Origin of the sequence: Paenibacillus apiarius, assembly GCF_017052585.1 — a bacterium.
GTDB classification, from domain to species: Bacteria; Bacillota; Bacilli; order Paenibacillales; family Paenibacillaceae; genus Paenibacillus_B; species Paenibacillus_B apiarius.
In genome coordinates, this window is sequence record NZ_JAFFHZ010000001.1 from 73,956 (window position 1) to 91,584 (window position 17,629).

At 51.1% G+C, this 17,629-nt stretch carries 22 protein-coding genes; 3 read left to right on the plus strand and 19 right to left on the minus strand.

The window, feature by feature from the left end; translation table 11 throughout:
* Window positions 1–43: 43 nt before the first annotated feature.
* The 16 genes from folD to JSQ80_RS00445 form a co-directional block, all read right to left on the minus strand.
* Complete coding sequence (gene folD / locus JSQ80_RS00370) at window positions 44–901, minus strand: bifunctional methylenetetrahydrofolate dehydrogenase/methenyltetrahydrofolate cyclohydrolase FolD (RefSeq protein ID WP_206093926.1); 858 nt, start codon at window positions 899–901, stop codon at window positions 44–46.
* A 69-nt stretch (window positions 902–970) separates the two neighbouring features.
* Entirely contained in the window at window positions 971–1,456 is a 486-nt protein-coding gene (nusB, locus tag JSQ80_RS00375; RefSeq protein WP_206093927.1) for a transcription antitermination factor NusB, read from the minus strand.
* Between the two features lie 159 nt (window positions 1,457–1,615).
* A complete protein-coding gene (locus tag JSQ80_RS00380; RefSeq protein ID WP_087433750.1) occupies window positions 1,616–1,846 on the minus strand; it encodes a DUF2273 domain-containing protein in 231 nt (76 codons plus the stop codon).
* Between the two features lie 14 nt (window positions 1,847–1,860).
* Complete coding sequence (gene amaP, locus JSQ80_RS00385; protein WP_087433749.1) at window positions 1,861–2,400, minus strand: alkaline shock response membrane anchor protein AmaP; 540 nt, start codon at window positions 2,398–2,400, stop codon at window positions 1,861–1,863.
* A 70-nt stretch (window positions 2,401–2,470) separates the two neighbouring features.
* On the minus strand, window positions 2,471–2,881 hold the full coding sequence (locus JSQ80_RS00390; RefSeq protein WP_087433748.1) for an Asp23/Gls24 family envelope stress response protein: 411 nt from the start codon (window positions 2,879–2,881) through the stop codon (window positions 2,471–2,473).
* Window positions 2,882–2,991: 110 nt separating this feature from the next.
* Complete coding sequence (gene accC / locus JSQ80_RS00395) at window positions 2,992–4,335, minus strand: acetyl-CoA carboxylase biotin carboxylase subunit (RefSeq protein WP_206093928.1); 1,344 nt, start codon at window positions 4,333–4,335, stop codon at window positions 2,992–2,994.
* A 46-nt stretch (window positions 4,336–4,381) separates the two neighbouring features.
* Window positions 4,382–4,882 carry an acetyl-CoA carboxylase biotin carboxyl carrier protein gene (accB, locus tag JSQ80_RS00400; RefSeq protein ID WP_206093929.1) on the minus strand — a complete coding sequence of 167 codons (501 nt, stop codon included), beginning with the start codon at window positions 4,880–4,882 and terminating at the stop codon, window positions 4,382–4,384.
* Between the two features lie 141 nt (window positions 4,883–5,023).
* A complete protein-coding gene (locus JSQ80_RS00405; RefSeq protein ID WP_206093930.1) occupies window positions 5,024–5,863 on the minus strand; it encodes a SpoIIIAH-like family protein in 840 nt (279 codons plus the stop codon).
* Window positions 5,864–5,908: 45 nt separating this feature from the next.
* Window positions 5,909–6,574 (minus strand): stage III sporulation protein AG, encoded by a 666-nt coding sequence (spoIIIAG, locus tag JSQ80_RS00410; RefSeq protein WP_087433744.1) that lies wholly within the window; start codon window positions 6,572–6,574, stop codon window positions 5,909–5,911.
* 87 nt (window positions 6,575–6,661) lie between these two features.
* Complete coding sequence (gene spoIIIAF, locus JSQ80_RS00415; protein WP_206093931.1) at window positions 6,662–7,498, minus strand: stage III sporulation protein AF; 837 nt, start codon at window positions 7,496–7,498, stop codon at window positions 6,662–6,664.
* A 34-nt stretch (window positions 7,499–7,532) separates the two neighbouring features.
* The gene (gene spoIIIAE, locus JSQ80_RS00420) at window positions 7,533–8,783 is read right to left on the minus strand and encodes a stage III sporulation protein AE (RefSeq protein ID WP_206093932.1); all 1,251 of its coding nucleotides are present in this window, start codon (window positions 8,781–8,783) and stop codon (window positions 7,533–7,535) included.
* A 12-nt stretch (window positions 8,784–8,795) separates the two neighbouring features.
* Window positions 8,796–9,185 (minus strand): stage III sporulation protein AD, encoded by a 390-nt coding sequence (gene spoIIIAD / locus JSQ80_RS00425; protein WP_019422926.1) that lies wholly within the window; start codon window positions 9,183–9,185, stop codon window positions 8,796–8,798.
* 27 nt (window positions 9,186–9,212) lie between these two features.
* Window positions 9,213–9,416, minus strand: coding sequence for a stage III sporulation protein AC (spoIIIAC, locus tag JSQ80_RS00430; RefSeq protein ID WP_019422927.1), 204 nt, complete (start codon window positions 9,414–9,416; stop codon window positions 9,213–9,215).
* A gap of 11 nt (window positions 9,417–9,427) precedes the next feature.
* Window positions 9,428–9,955 carry a stage III sporulation protein SpoIIIAB gene (spoIIIAB, locus tag JSQ80_RS00435; RefSeq protein ID WP_272491158.1) on the minus strand — a complete coding sequence of 176 codons (528 nt, stop codon included), beginning with the start codon at window positions 9,953–9,955 and terminating at the stop codon, window positions 9,428–9,430.
* The gene (gene spoIIIAA / locus JSQ80_RS00440; protein ID WP_087433740.1) at window positions 9,945–10,952 is read right to left on the minus strand and encodes a stage III sporulation protein AA; all 1,008 of its coding nucleotides are present in this window, start codon (window positions 10,950–10,952) and stop codon (window positions 9,945–9,947) included. Before spoIIIAA ends, spoIIIAB begins: the two co-directional genes overlap by 11 nt.
* A 161-nt stretch (window positions 10,953–11,113) precedes the next feature.
* Window positions 11,114–11,383 carry a YqhV family protein gene (locus JSQ80_RS00445; protein WP_254912193.1) on the minus strand — a complete coding sequence of 90 codons (270 nt, stop codon included), beginning with the start codon at window positions 11,381–11,383 and terminating at the stop codon, window positions 11,114–11,116.
* Between the two features lie 266 nt (window positions 11,384–11,649).
* Here JSQ80_RS00445 and comA point away from each other — a divergent pair, with 266 nt between their 5' ends.
* The 3 genes from comA (at window position 11,650) to JSQ80_RS00460 (ending at window position 13,851) form a co-directional block, all read left to right on the plus strand.
* Entirely contained in the window at window positions 11,650–12,471 is an 822-nt protein-coding gene (gene comA, locus JSQ80_RS00450; RefSeq protein ID WP_206093933.1) for a phosphosulfolactate synthase, read from the plus strand.
* 36 nt (window positions 12,472–12,507) lie between these two features.
* Window positions 12,508–13,239, plus strand: a complete 732-nt coding sequence (locus JSQ80_RS00455) for a 2-phosphosulfolactate phosphatase (protein ID WP_418888858.1) — start codon at window positions 12,508–12,510, stop codon at window positions 13,237–13,239.
* 150 nt (window positions 13,240–13,389) lie between these two features.
* The gene (locus tag JSQ80_RS00460; RefSeq protein WP_087433737.1) at window positions 13,390–13,851 is read left to right on the plus strand and encodes a DUF441 domain-containing protein; all 462 of its coding nucleotides are present in this window, start codon (window positions 13,390–13,392) and stop codon (window positions 13,849–13,851) included.
* Window positions 13,852–13,872: 21 nt separating this feature from the next.
* Here JSQ80_RS00460 and JSQ80_RS00465 read toward each other — a convergent pair whose 3' ends face one another.
* The 3 genes from JSQ80_RS00465 to JSQ80_RS00475 all read right to left on the minus strand — a co-directional run bounded on the left by JSQ80_RS00465 (window position 13,873) and on the right by JSQ80_RS00475 (window position 17,627).
* Entirely contained in the window at window positions 13,873–15,126 is a 1,254-nt protein-coding gene (locus JSQ80_RS00465; protein ID WP_206093935.1) for an aspartate kinase, read from the minus strand.
* A 742-nt stretch (window positions 15,127–15,868) separates the two neighbouring features.
* Complete coding sequence (efp, locus tag JSQ80_RS00470) at window positions 15,869–16,426, minus strand: elongation factor P (protein ID WP_087433733.1); 558 nt, start codon at window positions 16,424–16,426, stop codon at window positions 15,869–15,871.
* A 124-nt stretch (window positions 16,427–16,550) separates the two neighbouring features.
* Window positions 16,551–17,627 (minus strand): M24 family metallopeptidase, encoded by a 1,077-nt coding sequence (locus JSQ80_RS00475; protein ID WP_206097421.1) that lies wholly within the window; start codon window positions 17,625–17,627, stop codon window positions 16,551–16,553.
* Window positions 17,628–17,629: the final 2 nt, after the last annotated feature.

The following is a 17,629-nucleotide window of genomic DNA, read 5'->3' on the forward strand; positions in this document are numbered from 1 at the left end:
ATTAGAATGAGCACTTTTCGTCCCTGTTCTTGGTCAGTGACTGTTACTGAATCTGATGAATCCGTTTCGCTGCCTTCAATGTATTTACCATCAGCATCGTAATGGTCATCGGGCCTACACCGCCTGGCACCGGTGTTATCCAGCCGCATTCCTCTGCCACGTCATCGAAGTTGACGTCGCCCGCCAATTTGCCGTTCTCCAACCGATTCATGCCCACGTCGATGATGACGGCGCCCGGCTTGATGAACGAACGATCAACGAACTGAGCTTTCCCGATCGCGACTACCAATATGTCGGCCATGCGCGTAAGCTCGCGCATGTTGTTCGTGCGGGAATGGCACATGGTGACGGTGGCGTTCTCTCTTTGCAGCAAGAGAGAGATCGGCTTGCCGACAATATTGCTTCGGCCGATGACGACGGCATGCTTTCCTTCAACCGGAATTTGATTGCGTTTCAGCATTTCCATCACGCCGGCTGGCGTGCAAGGCAACAACGACTCATCGCCGATTACCATATTGCCAACGCTTATCGGATGGAAGCCATCGACGTCTTTCTCTACGGAAATGGCGTCAATGACAGCCTTCTCGTCAATATGCTTCGGCAGAGGGAGCTGAACGAGAATGCCATGAATGGAGGTTTGTTCATTCAGCCGTCCCACAAGCTCCAGCAATTGCTCTTGTGTCGTGTCGTTCGGCAGACGGTGGACCTCGGAATAAAAACCGAGCTCGAGACATGCCTTGTGCTTGCTGTTGACGTATACTTGCGATGCCGGATCTTCACCGACGAGCACAACGGCTAATCCGGGCTGTATTCCAAGCTCCTTCAAACGTGCGGTTTCCTGTTTAACCTCCTCGCGAATCGTGCGAGATAAAGCTTTGCCATCCAATAAAGATGCTGTCATCGTCTACTCCCCCATTCATGAATCCTTCGATGTCGTCATTACTGTGCTCTCCATCGGGACGCGAACTCTCTATTCTTCGAGGTCGGCCTCTTCGGTGTCAGCGGCTGCCGATACCTGCGGGCGTTCAGTATCCCGCATCAGTTGGCCAAGCACGCCGTTGACGAATTTGCCCGACTCATCCGTGCCGAAGTGCTTCGCCAAATTGATGGCTTCGTTAATGGCCACCTTCGGAGGAACGTCGTCACGGAATTTCATTTCATAGCAGGCAAGGCGTAGAATTTGTCTGTCAACACGCGACAGACGGTCCATTTGCCAGTTTTTTAAATAATGCGCCAAAATCAGATCAATTTCCCCGCGCTGCTTCCAAGTCGCTCGAACCCATTCCAGAACATGCTTATGCATAGCCTCCGCATGCTCTGGCTTGACGCCAATCTCATTGTCTAGGTTCGATGATTCCGTTACGATCATGGCAACCGCTTCTTCAGGGGTTACCTCCGTCATTTCAAGCTGATATAAGCTTTGAATAGCCATCTCTCTGGCGATGCGTCTCTTCATGAATTTATCCTCCTGCGTATAAAGCGTCCGGCAACCCTATAGCTTCCTTATTTACTAAAAGTGACGAACTGATTCATTTAAAAAATCCTATGACCGCTCCGATTGTCTTCCGTCGGTCATTACCGGCGATCAAGGCAGTCGTTCGGAGCGTCCATAGGACTACTTCAACCTTCTCCAACGTTCAGACAACCATGAACCGATACGTTGCCACGGGAACATGGGGCCCAAATGTAAGTCTTTCTGTCTGCCTACATTGTATCCGATGAATACAAGCAGCGCAAAGAAGAGCATATCCCAAAAGCCGACAATCAAATACAGCATGCCAAAAAAGATACCTGCCGCGATGCCGATGATGCGTCCCCCGTGACTCTCCCAAATTTCTTTCCACATGGAAAGCTCACCACCTATTCAACGCGCGCTTTGAAGGTTTGCGTCTGTACGATATTCGCGACATATACCGATACATATGAGACCGGAATCCCGGTAATCTCCTGCACATAATCCCGAACTTGACGCTGCACTTCCTCCGTCATGCCGGGGATCGCCGTTTCTCCATCGACGATGGTGCGGATCATAATATCGAGCCCCGCTTCATTCGCGCGGATGCGTGCCTTTAGATCTTTGACGCCCCTTACGCGGGCTGCCGCTTTGAGTGCTACATTTTCTATTGTTTCCAAAGAAATCTTAATGTCGCCAATATCCGTACGCTGATCGATCGACGGCAGGGATGCGCGCTCGCGGCGGATCGATACGTAGAAAAAACGTACGCTCAGTAAAAATAAAACGGCGGCCGTCGCAATAACGGTCGTCTGCATCCAGAACGGTTCTGTAAGGTAAAGCGGTGCGCCAATAAACCCTAATGCCGCCAAGATGGCCGCTACCGAGATGGCGCCGATGACAAAACTATACACAAACAGCAAAAGCCTGTCCACAATTCTGCTCACGTTAGCCCGTGCCTCCTTGTTGAATGGCAGTAAACCCCCTGCCACCAGGAGGGGGTTTAACTTATCCTATTTACTTCACTCGCGCTGGGTTCTCGACTTCTTCTGTCTTCTCCTGCGTCTTGAAGTGCACATCGTGAACATGCACATTCACTTCCACAACATGGAGACCCGTCATCGTCTCGATGGAACGCTTGACATTCTGTTGAATCTCATCGGCCACGGTCGGAATGCGGTGACCGTATACCACGATAATATTTACGTCCACTGCCGCTTCGCGCTGCCCGACTTCCACCTTGACGCCTTTGGACAGGTTTTTGCGGCCCAACAACTCCGCGATGTCACCAGCAAAACCGCCGCTCATGCCGGCTACACCCTCTACTTCAATCGTAGCAAGGCCTGCAATTACTGTAATGACTTCTGGTGCTATCTGAATATTACCTAGGTCCGTACGCTCAAAATCCGGAACAATCGTCTGATTCATCCGTCACACACTCCCCATAATTTTATGCATTGAGGCGTTACTTATCCGTTATTATCATAACTATATCATTTGTCCATTTCTATGACAAACGACTCATGTTGAACAACTTGTCATACCTCATGCTCTTCTAAAAACTTGATGTCAAAATCGCCATTCACAAAATTCGGATGCTGCAAAAGACGCATATGGAACGGGATCGTCGTATGGATGCCTTCAATGGCGAACTCGGACAACGCCCGCTTCATGCGCGCTATCGCTTCTTCCCGTGTAGGCGCCCACACGATAAGCTTCGCTATCATGGAATCGTAGTGAGGAGAAATGACATATCCCGGATACGCAGCGCTATCCACGCGCACTCCGAAGCCTCCTGGAGGCAGATAGAATTGAATCTGACCAGCCGAAGGCATAAAGTTGCGTGCCGGATCCTCCGCGTTCACACGGCATTCTATCGCCCAACCGTCAATTTTGACATCCTCTTGACGGAAGGATAAAGGTTCGCCTTGAGCCACAAGAATCATTTCTTTAATCAGATCGATTCCCGTAATCATTTCCGTGACTGGATGCTCAACTTGAATCCGTGTATTCATTTCCATGAAATAAAATTGACCGTCCGTTCCCAGCAAAAATTCCAGCGTGCCCGCACCGGAATAATCAACGGCCAGGGCAGCGCGCACGGCAGCTTCCCCCATACGCTCACGAATATCCGGCGTCAAGATGGGACAAGGCGCTTCTTCGATCAGTTTCTGACGGCGCCGCTGAATGGAACAGTCACGCTCGCCCAAATGAACGGCATGGCCGTGCTTATCCGCAATAATTTGGATTTCAACGTGCTTCATTCCCGTCAAATACTTCTCCAGATATACACCGGCGTTGCCGAATGCTCTCTCCGCTTCTTGTTGAGCCGTAGTCATTTGCTTCACGAGCGAATCTTCATCCTCGGCAATTCGAATGCCTTTGCCGCCTCCGCCGGCCGTCGCTTTGATGATAACGGGATAGCCGATGTCACGAGCGAGCATCAATGCTTCATCCATATCCTCCACCAGACCGTCAGAACCGGGGATTACCGGAACCCCCGCGTTCTTCATTGTCTGCTTCGCAACGGCTTTATCCCCCATACGCTCAATGGCGTCGGAAGACGGTCCGATGAATGTAATGCCGCATGATGCGCAAATATCCGCAAAATCAGCGTTCTCCGCCAGAAATCCGTAACCTGGGTGCACGGCATCGCATTCGGTCAATGTGGCAACACTCATAATATTAGTGAAATTCAAGTAACTGTCTCGAGATGATGTCGGGCCGATACAGTACGCTTCATCGGCCAATCGCACGTGCAGGGCGTCACGGTCTGCCTCGGAATAAACGGCTACGGTTGCAATCCCGAGCTCACGGCAGGCGCGAATGATACGAACAGCGATTTCACCACGGTTAGCAATTAGAATTTTCTGGAACTTCATCCTGTGACCTCCTTGGCTTGGCATGGTTCGGAATGGGGATCTCCCGTCATTCCGGCTTCACCAAGAATAAAGGCTGGCCGAATTCGACCAATTGACCGTTCTCTACAAGCACTTCAACGATTTCACCTTTGACTTCGGCTTCAAGCTCATTCATCAATTTCATCGCTTCCAAAATGCATACGACTGTTTTCTCATGGATCTTGTTCCCTGCATTAACGAAAGGCGGAGCTTCCGGAGAAGGGGCACTGTAGAATGTGCCTACCATCGGCGATACGATCTTGTGCAGTCCCGCCTGTTCTGCCGCAGGGGCAACAGACGCTTGCGCAGGCTGCTCGGCAGCTGTTCCCACTGCTGCTGGAGGTTGTTGAGGCGCAACCGATACGACAGGATATGTATGCTGTGCAGGTGCTGGTTGGACGCTGACAACTTCGGTTTTGCCCGGCTTGCGTATAGACAGACGGCAACCTTCGTTCTCAATCTCCAATTCATGCACGGAAGTCTGGTCCAGCAGCTTGATCAACTCTTTGATTTCGCTTATTTTGAACAACGCTTTTCACTCCTCGTGACAATATGTATAGAAAGGTAGATTCGTTTCAAAGCGGACAATCTACAGACGTATGTATTATATCACAAACGAAACAAATGGAAAGAGCCCAGTTTAGAACCGGGCTTGTTCCCATTGCAAGCGTTACTCCGAAACATACTGCACGCTTACCTTATCTTGAGTTACGTTCAATTCTTTCATCAGCTTGCCGATAATATCGACAGCTTCTTTCACTTCCATTTTTTCGCTCTGCACGACAACTTTGTATTTATCATTATCCAGCATGATGACAGCGTTGTCGTATTCCTTCTGGAGTTCGGTCTCCAAGTTCGTAATCTTCGCTTCACGCTCATCCAGCACGTTCATTTCTTCATAGGCTTTAGACCACTTTTCTCCGGTAGTATTCGAATCGTTAATCATTCCCATGAGCCGTTCCATATCTTGTTGATATTGCTCGTTGCGCTGCATCTGCTTCTCTTCGATCATGCTGCGTTTCATCACGCCTTCCGCCTCGACTTGATCGAGCATTGCCTGTTCCTTGTCTCCCGCCTTGGCATTGCCTGCGGACGCGGCGCCGTCAGCTGCATCCGACTTTTCCGACGTATCCTGAGTGCCCGCCCCCGCACCGGCTTGGTTGTCTTGGACTTTCCCGTCGTCGGTCTGCGTTGCCGCCGCACCGTCCGTTCCCGCTTCCTTGCCGGCATTGGCGTTTCCTCCCGCCGCATTTCCACCGGCTTTCGATTCAGCCGCATTTCCCGCGGCCTTCGATTCGGCTTCATCCCCGGTGGATACCGGTGTCACTTGAATTTCCGGCAATTGACTCACCTCGGTCGCATCCCCCTTGAGCTGCTCTTCCATACGGACGTTATCCGCCGTCTCCTGCAGCGGGGAAGGGGTATCTTCCGTAAACAAATAGTATGCGGACAGCACCACCATCAAGCTCAGCATCGAAACAAGCCATATCGTTTGTCTTTTTGTGTTCATCGTTATACTTCCTCCTTCTCCATTCTCGCGTTCTGCTATTCTTTGCTACTCGGCGATTTTGCGTGGGACGACCGATATGCGGTACGCTGGCACGTTCAATCCTTTTTCCACGGCATCGACAATCATCTGCTTCACTACCGCATTCTCTGCCCCCTTGGCGACGACGACGACTCCGCGCACTTTCGGCTTGATTCGCTTCGTTACAATCGGAGTCTGATTGCCTGAATCCTGATACATCACAATTTCTCCGTCGCGCGTATAATTGGTGACATGGCGTTTGCCCCCGTTTGCGTCTGTCTCGTCCGTCTGCTGCTGATTGTCTTTGTAATTGCGCTGCACGATGACCTCTTCGGTTGAATCAATGGTGACAAGCACATCGACTTGTCCAACGCCCACAATCTCTTCCAGGATGCTTTTGACTCGTGATTCAAACGATCTTTCAACGGATTCGAATGCAATCGTAGAAGCTGCCGCAGATGAATCCTTGCCATCTGCCGTTTCGAACGCGCCGACTGCCGGAGGCTCCCTGCCCGTATTTTTTTTGCCTATAAGCCCCCCGTTGCTGCTGTCAAACGGTTGAAACGATCCGTACAAGAGGAGTGCCGCACCTACGAGACCGAGAATGAGCAGCCAGCGGAACGTTCGTACGCGCTTCGAACCGTTTGCGCCCTTGCCGATCCACTTTTCGACCTGCTGCAACCATTTCGCCAACGCTATCGACCGCCTTTTGCGTAGAATGGACTTGCTCTCACTTGTCCTATTTCACCTATACGCGTTTCTTTTGTTTTTATGACCGTTTTAGGATCGTTTTTTAAAATTTGTCTGTCCTTTGTCTATCCATTGGATTGATATTTGCTCGGGTGACACAAGCCAGGAAGATGTTAACTCCCTGATCGTTCGCTGCTCTATCCCAAATCCGGCTTGTTGATGTGGGGCAGTTGCCGAGGCAGGCACATCCGGGGCGCTCGCAGCTATCGAAGAACTATCGGAGCCATCGCGTTGTGTCGCGTCGATGTGCACCTTTTCAACACGACGAACGTTCTCAATAGGTTCTATGGGCGAAGGAGGCAGCGTCTCCCGACTCTCGGGGGCAGCGCCTGCGGACGGAGATGACGGCATATGTGCGGTCTCTTTCATCAAGACCGTTATCCGTTCGATTACAGGCTGTCCTTTCTTCGAATCGCGGGCAAGAACTACATCGACATCCGTGACTTCGGCGTGCAGCGCACGGAGTGTATCGGGCTCCGAATCCGGTTCATCCGCCGACCTGAGGGCTGCGCCAAGCTGTTCTTTCATGCGTGATCCGATCTCCAGCGCGGCCAGGCGAAGCGCATCCGCCTGCCGTTCCCGGGCCAACTGCTCCCCCTGCTGCTGAATATTCGCCAAGCTTGTCCGGTCGCTCCCCGCAGCTTGTGTGCCGGAAGACAGCATGGCGTTCCACTGTTCGGCCAATTCATCCGTTACCTTCGCATCGAACAGCTTCAACACCGGAGACAGCAGCGTAAGCAAAATAATCAGGCTTAGCATGAGCTTGACATAACGCTGCATCGTGCGGTTCGGCAGCAGCAAGTCGATGAATGTCGCCAGCAGGATGATCATAATTATTTCTTTCAACCATTGACCTAACCAACTCATGCCGCGAACTCCTTCCCCGCGTGCCCTGACTGCGCTACCTCATCATGACGGTGACGTTGCCTGCGGTTAACAGTATCGTAATGGCGAGAAAAAACATCAAGCCGACGGCTGACAAAGCGGCGAACACGTAGATCATGCTCTTGCCGACTGTCTTGAGGCAACCGACGACGGGACTGTCGCCTAGCGGCTGCATGACGGCTGAAGATACGTTGTAAATCAGCGCCAGCGTCATAATTTTGATGGCTGGAAATGCGCATAAGAACAATAAAATAATGACCCCCGTCAAACCGACAGCATTTTTGACAAGCAGCGATGCCGAGATGACGGTATCCGTCGCATCAGAGAATACGCGGCCCACCACGGGCACAAAGTTGCCTGTAATGTACTTGGCCGTTCGGATCGTGACACCGTCTGTTACCGAGCTCGTCACACCCTGAACCGATATGACGCCCAAAAAAATCGTAAGCAGCACACCCAGCAGCCCTACGCTAATATTCCGCAGCAAATTGGCAAGCTGCGTCACTTTATACTTGTCCGACAGCGCGCTGACGATGTGGAGAACCGCCGAGAAGAATAGCAGCGGGAATACTCCCGCATAAATTAACGTTCCAATGATGTGCACCATGAAGACGATGAGCGGATGCATGACGGAGACCGTAACCACGTTGCCCATCGAAGCTAGCAGCGTGAATAAGAGCGGCACCATCGCCATCATAAAGTGAATCATGCTCGAAATCGCGTCCTTCGCATATCCAATCGCGATATGGAAGCTGTTGATCGCTAATATAATGATGACCATATACGAGATGGAATAAGCGATTTTACTTACCGCATTGCGTTCGAACGCGGTCTGCAAGGTCTCCAACACCATGCTGAATAGGGCCAATATGACGATCGTCACGATGAGCTTCCCGTTCATCACCACTTCCTGCATCAAAAACATTCCTATCGCCTTCAGCACATTGCCTATCGTAAGCTTCTCTCCGCCGGGGAGCAGGATGTCCGCAAAGCTGGGCATGGCATCCTTCGGGAAGAAGCCGCCATATTGGGTCAACAAATCATTCCAATAACGCTCTACTTCCCCCGTCTTAAGCCTGCTGGCTTGCTGCTCCACCCAAGCTTTCGCCGCTGCGGAAGAAGCGGGATTTCCTTTATCCGGCGGCTCGTCCGGAGCGGCAAATCCAACTCCGATAAAAGCGAACAGGAAACAGCAGATCATGGCTATCCATGTCCATTTGAACCTGTCCGATTTTGTCAGCGCCCTTTTCAATTGGCTTCGATCCATTCGCTCTCCACCTTACGCCGGAAGCAGTCTCATCACCGTTTCGATAATGACGCTAATAATCGGGATGGCCAAAACCATGATGAGCACTTTTCCGGCAAGCTCAATCTTCGAAGCGATACCTTCTTGTCCGGCATCGCGCACCACTTGGGCTCCGAACTCCGCAATATAAGCGATCCCGATTATTTTGAGAATCGTCTTTAAATAGACGGGTTGAATACCTGAGCGCTCCGCCAAATCCTCAAGCACATGAATGACGGTTTCTATCTTCCCGATAAGAAACAGAAAAATTAATATGCCTGCAAACGCTGATATTAAAAAAGCAAACATCGGTTTCTGCTCTTTCACGACGAGCACCAGTATCGTTGCGAGCAAACCGAGACCTACCACTTGAATGATTTCCATGAAATCACCTGCCGCGCAGAATCCAACTCACTGAAACAAGAAGATGGTCTTAATCTCTTGAAAAAGGTGATCCAGCAAGCGGACGACCATGAATAAAACCACGACAAAGCCGATTACCGTCACCCAATGGGCCATATCTTCCTTTCCCATTTGCTTCAGCACGGTATGAATCATCGCAATGATGATGCCGATTCCGGCAATTTGGAAAATGGCGCTGACATCCACACTCATCCCCTGGCACCTCAATACATCAAAATAACGGCTAATAATCCGCTTAATACGCCGAGACTTCGGCACATCGTGCCGTACCGCTGATGTTCCTCCCTAGCCGTGCTTTCCTCCTGCTCTAGCTGCTTGACGGCATGCCGAATGTGCTTTCTCTGATCCTCGCGGTCACTGACTCCCAAGCTGTAGCCAAGCTCATTCAAAATCCGAATGTCTTCCTTGGCAAGCGCCGTCTTCTTTCCATTGCACCGCCACGCCTGGTCCCAAGCTTCCCGAGCGGTCAGAGGAGGGCCATCGGCGCCGTTCATCGCCTGTGCGGCTTCCGTAAAGACCAGTTGAAGCGGAGAGGGCATTTGCCTGCTGATGTCGGTAAACGCGGACGAGAGCGGCGTATAACCGTACACAATCGCCGTCTCCAAGCGTTGAAGCGCATGATTGAGCAAGCGCAGCTGCTTCGGACGGGCCGCGTATTGCGCCGCCTTCAACCAGCCGATGCTGGAGGCCGAGGCGATGAGCAGCGCCGCTCCAATGAATTTAACGATCAGTGCCCCCTCCCTTCTTCACTCCCCGGCTGTCCTGCCCTTGCAGTGCCCTTCGCTTCTCGTCGTACACTTTCCGCTGCCATTCGCGCTTGGAACGCTTCAACATGACGATTCGGCCGAACGCCCCTTCGTCCATCAACCGCTGAATGCTTGGACGCTTCGTCAAATCGTCAATGTCCGCTCCATGGGCCGAAGCAATGAGCCTTACGCCTGCATGCATCGCTTCGCGCATCGCATGCAAGTCCTCTTCCCGTCCGAATTCATCAACGATGAGCACGTCGGGAGACATGGAGCGAATGAACATCATCATTCCTTCCGCCTTCGGACAACCGTCCATGACATCGGTCCGGTATCCTAAATCATAGCTTGGCACGCCTTTGATGCACCCGGCAATTTCCGAACGCTCATCGACGATGCCCACCTTTAACGCTTTCCACCTTGCTTCGGAATGATTCCATGCGCCCGTGCCGACTGCGCGCGCGATATCGCGGAGCATCGTTGTCTTCCCATGCTGCGGCGGAGAGACGATCAACGTGTGATACACAGTCTGATGCCTGAAATCCAGCAGCATTGGCATAATGGAATCGGCAATTCCCCGCACTTCCCTCGCAATTCGAATATTGAATCCCGTAATCTCCCGCAAATGACTGACACTGCCCTGTGTTAACACGGTCCTTCCCGCCAAGCCGATGCGATGGCCTCCCGGGATAGTCACGAACCCGCGGCGCAGTTCCTCTTCCATTGTGTATAACGAATGATTCGTAATGAAATCGAGTAATTGATGACCATCCTCACGGCTTGGACGATAGGCCGTCTCCGGATCCTCCGTCACGGTGCCAAGCGGGGTCACTAAATAAAAGTCTCCCATGACGCCGATTTCAAGCGGCCGTCTTTCCCGTATGCGAATCTCTTCCAGTTCGGCAAGAATCCGTGCTGGCAGACGCATCAGTACGGATTTCAATTCCGGAGGCAGCACCGCTGACCAGCTCAGAGTATTCATATCTGTTCCCTCCATGCAGAAACGCTGTCCGCCTGGCGACGGAAGCATACGAATCTGCGTGATAGGCAGCCACTGATTCGGCTTTGATTATGTCGCTGCTCGTACAACATATGTATGGTTCTTGTCCCTCATTTATGCAACAACCCGCCCTGCCTATATCTCTATTTCTTGAGAATGCCAATAAGCAGACAGGTTACCCCGACGACGATCCAAGCGATTTTGTTCCAATTGAGCTTGTCCGCCATACCGATTAATCCGATCGTCGTCGTCGCGATCAGCACCAACGGCCCGACCAAGGCAAGCAGCGAATTCACCGCCAGTGCCCGCTCCGGCTGGTTCAGCCTCAGCATAATAATCGCTGCCGTTATTTCCAGGCATCCTGACATCACTCTAAGCCCCGCCATGCTTGCGACGAATTTATCAATCGACACGTTTCATTAGCCTCCTTCCGGGATCATGTGCTTTCGTCCTGCAGCCGCATAAGCGCTTCGTACCGATGCTGTCCTTTCTTCGCTGGTATCATTCTATGCTCGTCCATGCCGTTTTAGAGCATCGTCCTCTTATACTCGCATTTTTTAAGCCGATAGATTGCGTCATATATAGGCCTGACTTATTGAGCTAGGCACGTGTCAGGGGCAAAATGCATATATTGCTTCCAAGATTCGACTATCCTGCTGACATGAAGGAGATTGTGAACATGAGCTTGACGGACAATCAAATCGAGATTTGGCCAAGTGCCTTATGCGATCCGAGCGGAGAACGTGAACGCAAGCCGAGAACGACAGGATTAACGATGGTTATGGACAAAGGGCTGGGACTAGGCGAATTTAAAGATATGCTCGAGCTGGCCCATGAGCATATCGATATAATCAAGATGGGCTTCGGCACAGCTGCAGTCATGCCTCATCGCCTGCTTACTGCCAAGCTGAACGCTGCCAAGCGTTACGGAATTACGGTCATGCCCGGCGGAACATTTCTGGAGATCGCGGTCGTAAAAGGCATTGTCGAAGATTTTTTTCATATGATGGGAGAAACGGGATTCACGGGAGTGGAGGTATCAGACGGGACGATTTCGCTGTCGCGTCAAGATCGCAACGACTTGATTGCGCGAGCGCGGGAGCTGGGATTTCATGTATGTTCGGAGTATGGGAAGAAAGATTCCCTATCATCGTTTCTACTGGATGACTTGCTTGAAACCTTCACGGAAGATATCGCGCACGGCTCCGCGTGGATGACGCTCGAAGGAAGAGAATCCGGTATTGGGGTAGGCGTGTATGATGACAGCGGCAGCTGCGACACCAACCTCGTCACCCGAATCGTAGAATCCGTGCACACGCCGGAACGATTGATGTGGGAAGCGCCGCGTAAAGATCAGCAAGTTGCCATTCTCCACACGGCCGGACTGCGCGCCAATATCGGCAATATCGCCCCGCAGGAGATTATCGCGTGCGAGGCGCTGCGTCGCGGCCTTCGTTCCGATACGATGAACCAGCTCGCGCTGCCGCGCGATATAAAGTAACGGTTCACTACGGAAAAATTCATGATCACGGAGGAGGTGAGATGGTTGCAGGTCGATGTCATTGCAAGCGTAAATGAAGCTCGAGCCATTGATCTTACGAATCGCACCGTTATCGTTATCGATGTTCTGCGGGCGACAAGCACCATCGTTACGGCATTGTCCCATGGCGCTTCCGGCGTTATCCCCGCGGAGACGGTCAGTCAAGCAAAGCAGATCGTCCAGTCCGGAGATGTGCTTGGAGGCGAGCGTTATTCCAAAAAGATTGCCGGGTTTGACACCGGCAATTCACCTTTCGAGTACATGGGGAACGATTATAACGGCAAACGTATCGTCTTGACGACCTCGAACGGAACCCGTGCCATTCAGAAAGCGATGAAAGCCGATTACGTATTGGCAGGTGCGATGATTAATGCCTCTGCCTGCGCAAACGCCGCTTATAGGCTTCGCAAAGATATTGCTCTGCTCTGCGCAGGCACGCAAGATACATTCGCATTCGAAGACGGTCTATGCGCGGGGCTTATCCTATCCGAGCTGTATCGTTGCACGGATAACGCGCATGCTATTGTGACCAACGATTACGGCTATATGATGTATAGCGCCTATCGTTTCCATGAGGATAATATGTTCGAAGCATTAATGAACGCTTCCGGCGGTAAACGCCTAGCCAAGATCGGCTGCTCCAAAGATGTCGAATATTGCGCTCAAGTCAATATCAATGCGCTTGTTCCCATCTTGGAAAACAACATTATGAAGCCATTTCATCTATAAACGCTTGCTCAAGGAGTAACTTACGGATTCTATCGCTGTTGGAAAGCACTGGACAGCATTCTTTCATGTTCTAAAGCAAGAGGGCTTGTTCATAAGTTTAAGTAACACCATCGGTCCTGCCGAACAACTCTCTTCTGAGGAGCATATATCATGAATGGCGAGTTCGTATTGCTTATACTTATTATTGTCGGTCTGGTGAGCAGGTCCCCTATTATTACGACGGCCGCTTGTATTTTGCTAATTATTAAGCTTGTCCATCTGGAACGGTTCCTGCCAGCCATCGAGCGGCGCGGCTTGGAATTCGGGTTGCTGTTTTTGACCATTGCGGTCCTCGTGCCCTTCGCCGCTGAACGAATCAGCTCGCAAGACTTATTGCAGACGCTTACCTCCTGGCCCGGCCTCTTGGCGCTGGCCGGCGGCGCGATTGCCACTTCAATGAACGGCAGAGGGCTGGACCTGTTGAAAAACGATCCGCAAATGATTGTCGGGCTTGTCGCCGGATCGATCATCGGGATCGTCATGTTGCGCGGCATACCGGTCGGGCCGTTAATGGCAGCCGGTATTACCGCATTATTACTGCAAATCAGCAGATGGATAATAGACAAGTTCTAATATGAGATGCCGGACCGTTGCCTAGCGCCGGTCTTTCGGCCCGCCGACGAATGCCTGCTCCAATGTGTCCAAGCCATAAGCCGTGTGGAGCGCGCGGATAATGTCATGGATATTGTCCGCAGCCACCACACAGGACACTTTAATCTCCGACGTGCTCACCATCTTGATGCTGACTCCTGTCTCGGAAATGACTTTGAACATTTTAGCCGCAACACCCGGATGACTGACCATGCCGGCCCCTACGATAGAAATCTTCACCAGATCGGTTTCAGACGTAACTTCCCTGTACGGAACCTCGGCCCGAATCTGATCCAATACGGCAATCGCGCGCTCGCGGTCATGAAGAGCCGTCGTAAAGGAGAAATCCGCCTCTCCATTCTGTACACCGCTCTGTACGATAATATCGACATCAATGTGCGCATCTGCGAGCGCTCCGAACATTTTCGCCAGCACCCCCGGCAAATCGGCAACCCCGAGTACACTAATCCGAGCTACGTTCTTATCATAAGCGATGCCGCTGACGACCACGCCTTGTTCCATAATCGCTTCCTCCTTCACATAGGTGCCTTCATTATGGTTGAAGCTTGAGCGAACAACGAGACAGACGTTGTTGTGCTTCGCATACTCAACCGCCCGTGGATGCAGAACGGCCGCGCCTAAATGGGCCAGCTCCAGCATCTCGTCATAAGAAATCTCTTTTAATTTCCGGGCGCAGCGTACGATACGAGGATCGGTTGAATAGATCCCATCCACGTCCGTGTATATCTCACATATGTCCGCTTCGATTGCTGCAGCCATCGCAACGGCCGTCGTATCCGAGCCGCCACGGCCCAAGGTCGTAATCTCACCACAGTCCGACATGCCCTGGAATCCGGCTACGATCACGATTTGTCCGTCATCCAGCGCCTTCTTCACCCGTTCCGGCTGAATATCGTGAATGCGGGCTTTACCGTGCGTTTCATCGGTGCGGAAGCCTGCCTGCCATCCCGTCATCGATACCGCATCATGACCCAGTTGATGGATTGCTATGGATAGAAGGGCGACAGATATTTGTTCACCTGTCGTGAGAAGCATGTCCATCTCACGGGCAGGCGGATTCTCATTCAGATTCTTAGATTGATCGATTAATTCGTCCGTCGTATCTCCCATCGCGGAGACGACGACGACGCACTGGTGGCCTTGTTCTTTTTTTTCGATGATTCGTTTGGCAACCCGCTTCAACCGTTCGAGATCTCCTACGGAACTGCCACCGAATTTCATGACGTATAGCGCCACGCTGACTCACTCCCACCCATATTAAACTGTATGATGCTTTCATTTAATTGCATATTATAGCATGTTTTTATCCGTATGGTGGAAAAAATAAATGAAAATCTGCACGTTCTGGCTTGTTCAGATTCTGACCTGCGGGGAGAGTGGCTCCAAGCAATGAGAAAACATGTTCGTTTGGCAAACACAGACTGCCCGAAAAAACATTCACGAACTCACTTCAGGCATGCTCACATTTCCATTACCCTATGCTGTATTCAGTTTCGTAATTGCTCCTTCAAAATTGTAAATTTTTCCTCTTCATGTTACGCTCATACTGATAGATCTTGACCGAACAAGTTGAGTGTTCACTTATTGAAATATTAATGTTAAGAGGTTTTTATAAAAACGAAAATACACAAAATCCTATTTGTATGCAGTTTGATAATTCCCTTCCTCCCTGTATTGTTTAATAAGTTTCAAACTTTAAACAACAGCACCCGGTTACTTGGATGGCCATTAAAATTCATCTGGTATAGAGGCGCAGACTTTCCGTCGCATGCACTGTATTTGTTCAGCCCAGCTCGTTTTATCAAAACCCAATTTAAAATGGAGTTGTACATTCTGGATGTGATCATTACTTTCTTCGCAATGCTTGTAGCATCAAAACTTTACGTACTATACAAGCACCCAGACCCTAACCCGGCTATCCACAAAAACACAAAAAAGCTATGAGCGTAATTACGCTCATAGCTTTAGTGCACATCCATTATGCGCGCGAAATGTATTTGCCTTCACGCGTGTCGATCAATAGAACGTCGCCTTCGTTGATGAAGAGCGGCACTTGGACGTTCAATCCCGTTTCCACCGTCGCATTCTTCGTCGCGCCTTGCGCCGTGTTGCCTTTTACGCCAGGTTCAGTCTCGGTAACTTTCAGCTCGACGCTGTTCGGCAAGTTAATCCCCAAGATTTCGCCTTGGTAGCTAGTAATGTTGACAAGCATGTTATCTTTCAAAAAATTCAATTCCCATTCCAATTGCGCCTTAGACAAGGAAAATTGGTCATAGCTCTCGTTATCCATGAATGTATATTCTTCACCGCTGTTGTACAAATATTGCACTTCGCGATTGTCGATCTGCGCGCGGCCGATCGTCTCTCCCGCACGGAACGTCTTCTCGACGATGTTTCCATTACGCAAATTCCGCAATTTGGAACGCACAAATGCCGCGCCTTTCCCCGGCTTTACGTGCTGGAAGTCCACGACGGAGAAGATGTCACCGTCCACTAACACTGTCAAACCTGTCTTGAAATCGTTAACTGATATCACTGTAAATTCCCTCCTACATGCATGGCAACCCCGTTTATCCATAATGACGACGAGAACCGTCAAGAAGCGGGTTCATCCATTGCCTGTGGAAGGCCATGCCGAACCCGCACTGCCGAATCGGTCATTACATGTCTAATACGAGCAGTTGTTTCGTGGATTGTGTTATTATTTCAATCCCGTTGTCCGTGATGACGATATCGTCCTCGATTCGCACCCCGCCGAATCCTGGCAAGTAAATGCCAGGTTCCACCGTTACGGTCATTCCGGGAGTTAACACCTGATCGCTGGTATGAGCCAGTCTTGGATATTCATGAATTTCCATTCCCAAGCCATGTCCCAAACTATGGCCGAAGTTGTCTCCATAACCATAGCCCTTGATGACGTCGCGAGCGATTGCATCGGCTTCGCGGCCCGTCATGCCCGGGCGGATGCGCTCCAGCGCCTTCAGCTGCGCTTCAAGCACGATATTGTAAATCTCGTGATGCTTCTCGCTCGGCTTCCCGAGCACGACGGTACGCGTCAGATCAGAGCAGTATCCTTGGTATAACGCGCCAAAGTCGAATTTGATGAATTCATTGCCTTGAATGATGCGGTCGCTCGCCACGCCGTGCGGCAAAGCGGAACGCTCGCCGGAAGCGACTATCGTGTCGAAGGAGCTTGATGTCGCGCCGTTCTTGCGCATGAAGAACTCCATCTCCAGCGCCAATTCCTTCTCGCTCACGCCGGGCTTGATGAAGTTCAGAATGTGACTGAACGTCTTATCTGCAAGCTGAGCGGCCTGCCGCATGACAGCCAGCTCATCGGCATCCTTAATCATGCGCAGATCTTCGACAATGCCGCTAACCGGCACGAGTTCAACCGGTTGCAATTGCTCTTGATAAGAGGTATAAGTCGAATAAGTCACATGATCCTGTTCGAAGCCAAGCCGGTTAATATTCATTTCCGCCAGAAGCTGCTTCAATGTATCCGTCATCCGGAGCGCATGTTCGACAACCTCGAACTCGCTGGCTTGCTCTGAAGCTTGCATCGTGTAGCGGAAATCGGTCATTAATACAGCGCGATCCTTCGTAATGACGACATAACCAGCCGAGCCCGTGAATCCGGACAAATAACGACGGTTCACCGCGCTCGCGATGAACATCGCTTCCAAGCCTTTCGTTTCCATTGCCTGTCTTAATCGAGTCAATCGTGGTTGGCTCATCA

Excerpts from the sequence above, each read along its gene's own strand:
- folD (WP_206093926.1), bottom strand. The coding sequence starts at position 901 with ATGACAGCATCTTTATTGGATGGCAAAGCTTTATCTCGCACGATTCGC.
- nusB (WP_206093927.1), bottom strand. The coding sequence starts at position 1,456 with ATGAAGAGACGCATCGCCAGAGAGATGGCTATTCAAAGCTTATATCAG.
- JSQ80_RS00380 (WP_087433750.1), bottom strand. The coding sequence starts at position 1,846 with ATGTGGAAAGAAATTTGGGAGAGTCACGGGGGACGCATCATCGGCATC.
- JSQ80_RS00390 (WP_087433748.1), bottom strand. The coding sequence starts at position 2,881 with ATGAATCAGACGATTGTTCCGGATTTTGAGCGTACGGACCTAGGTAAT.
- accC (WP_206093928.1), bottom strand. The coding sequence starts at position 4,335 with ATGAAGTTCCAGAAAATTCTAATTGCTAACCGTGGTGAAATCGCTGTT.
- JSQ80_RS00405 (WP_206093930.1), bottom strand. The coding sequence starts at position 5,863 with ATGAACACAAAAAGACAAACGATATGGCTTGTTTCGATGCTGAGCTTG.
- spoIIIAF (WP_206093931.1), bottom strand. The coding sequence starts at position 7,498 with ATGAGTTGGTTAGGTCAATGGTTGAAAGAAATAATTATGATCATCCTG.
- spoIIIAE (WP_206093932.1), bottom strand. The coding sequence starts at position 8,783 with ATGGATCGAAGCCAATTGAAAAGGGCGCTGACAAAATCGGACAGGTTC.
- spoIIIAD (WP_019422926.1), bottom strand. The coding sequence starts at position 9,185 with ATGGAAATCATTCAAGTGGTAGGTCTCGGTTTGCTCGCAACGATACTG.
- spoIIIAC (WP_019422927.1), bottom strand. The coding sequence starts at position 9,416 with ATGAGTGTGGATGTCAGCGCCATTTTCCAAATTGCCGGAATCGGCATC.
- spoIIIAA (WP_087433740.1), bottom strand. The coding sequence starts at position 10,952 with ATGAATACTCTGAGCTGGTCAGCGGTGCTGCCTCCGGAATTGAAATCC.
- comA (WP_206093933.1), top strand. The coding sequence starts at position 11,650 with ATGAGCTTGACGGACAATCAAATCGAGATTTGGCCAAGTGCCTTATGC.
- JSQ80_RS00460 (WP_087433737.1), top strand. The coding sequence starts at position 13,390 with ATGAATGGCGAGTTCGTATTGCTTATACTTATTATTGTCGGTCTGGTG.
- JSQ80_RS00475 (WP_206097421.1), bottom strand. The coding sequence starts at position 17,627 with ATGAGCCAACCACGATTGACTCGATTAAGACAGGCAATGGAAACGAAA.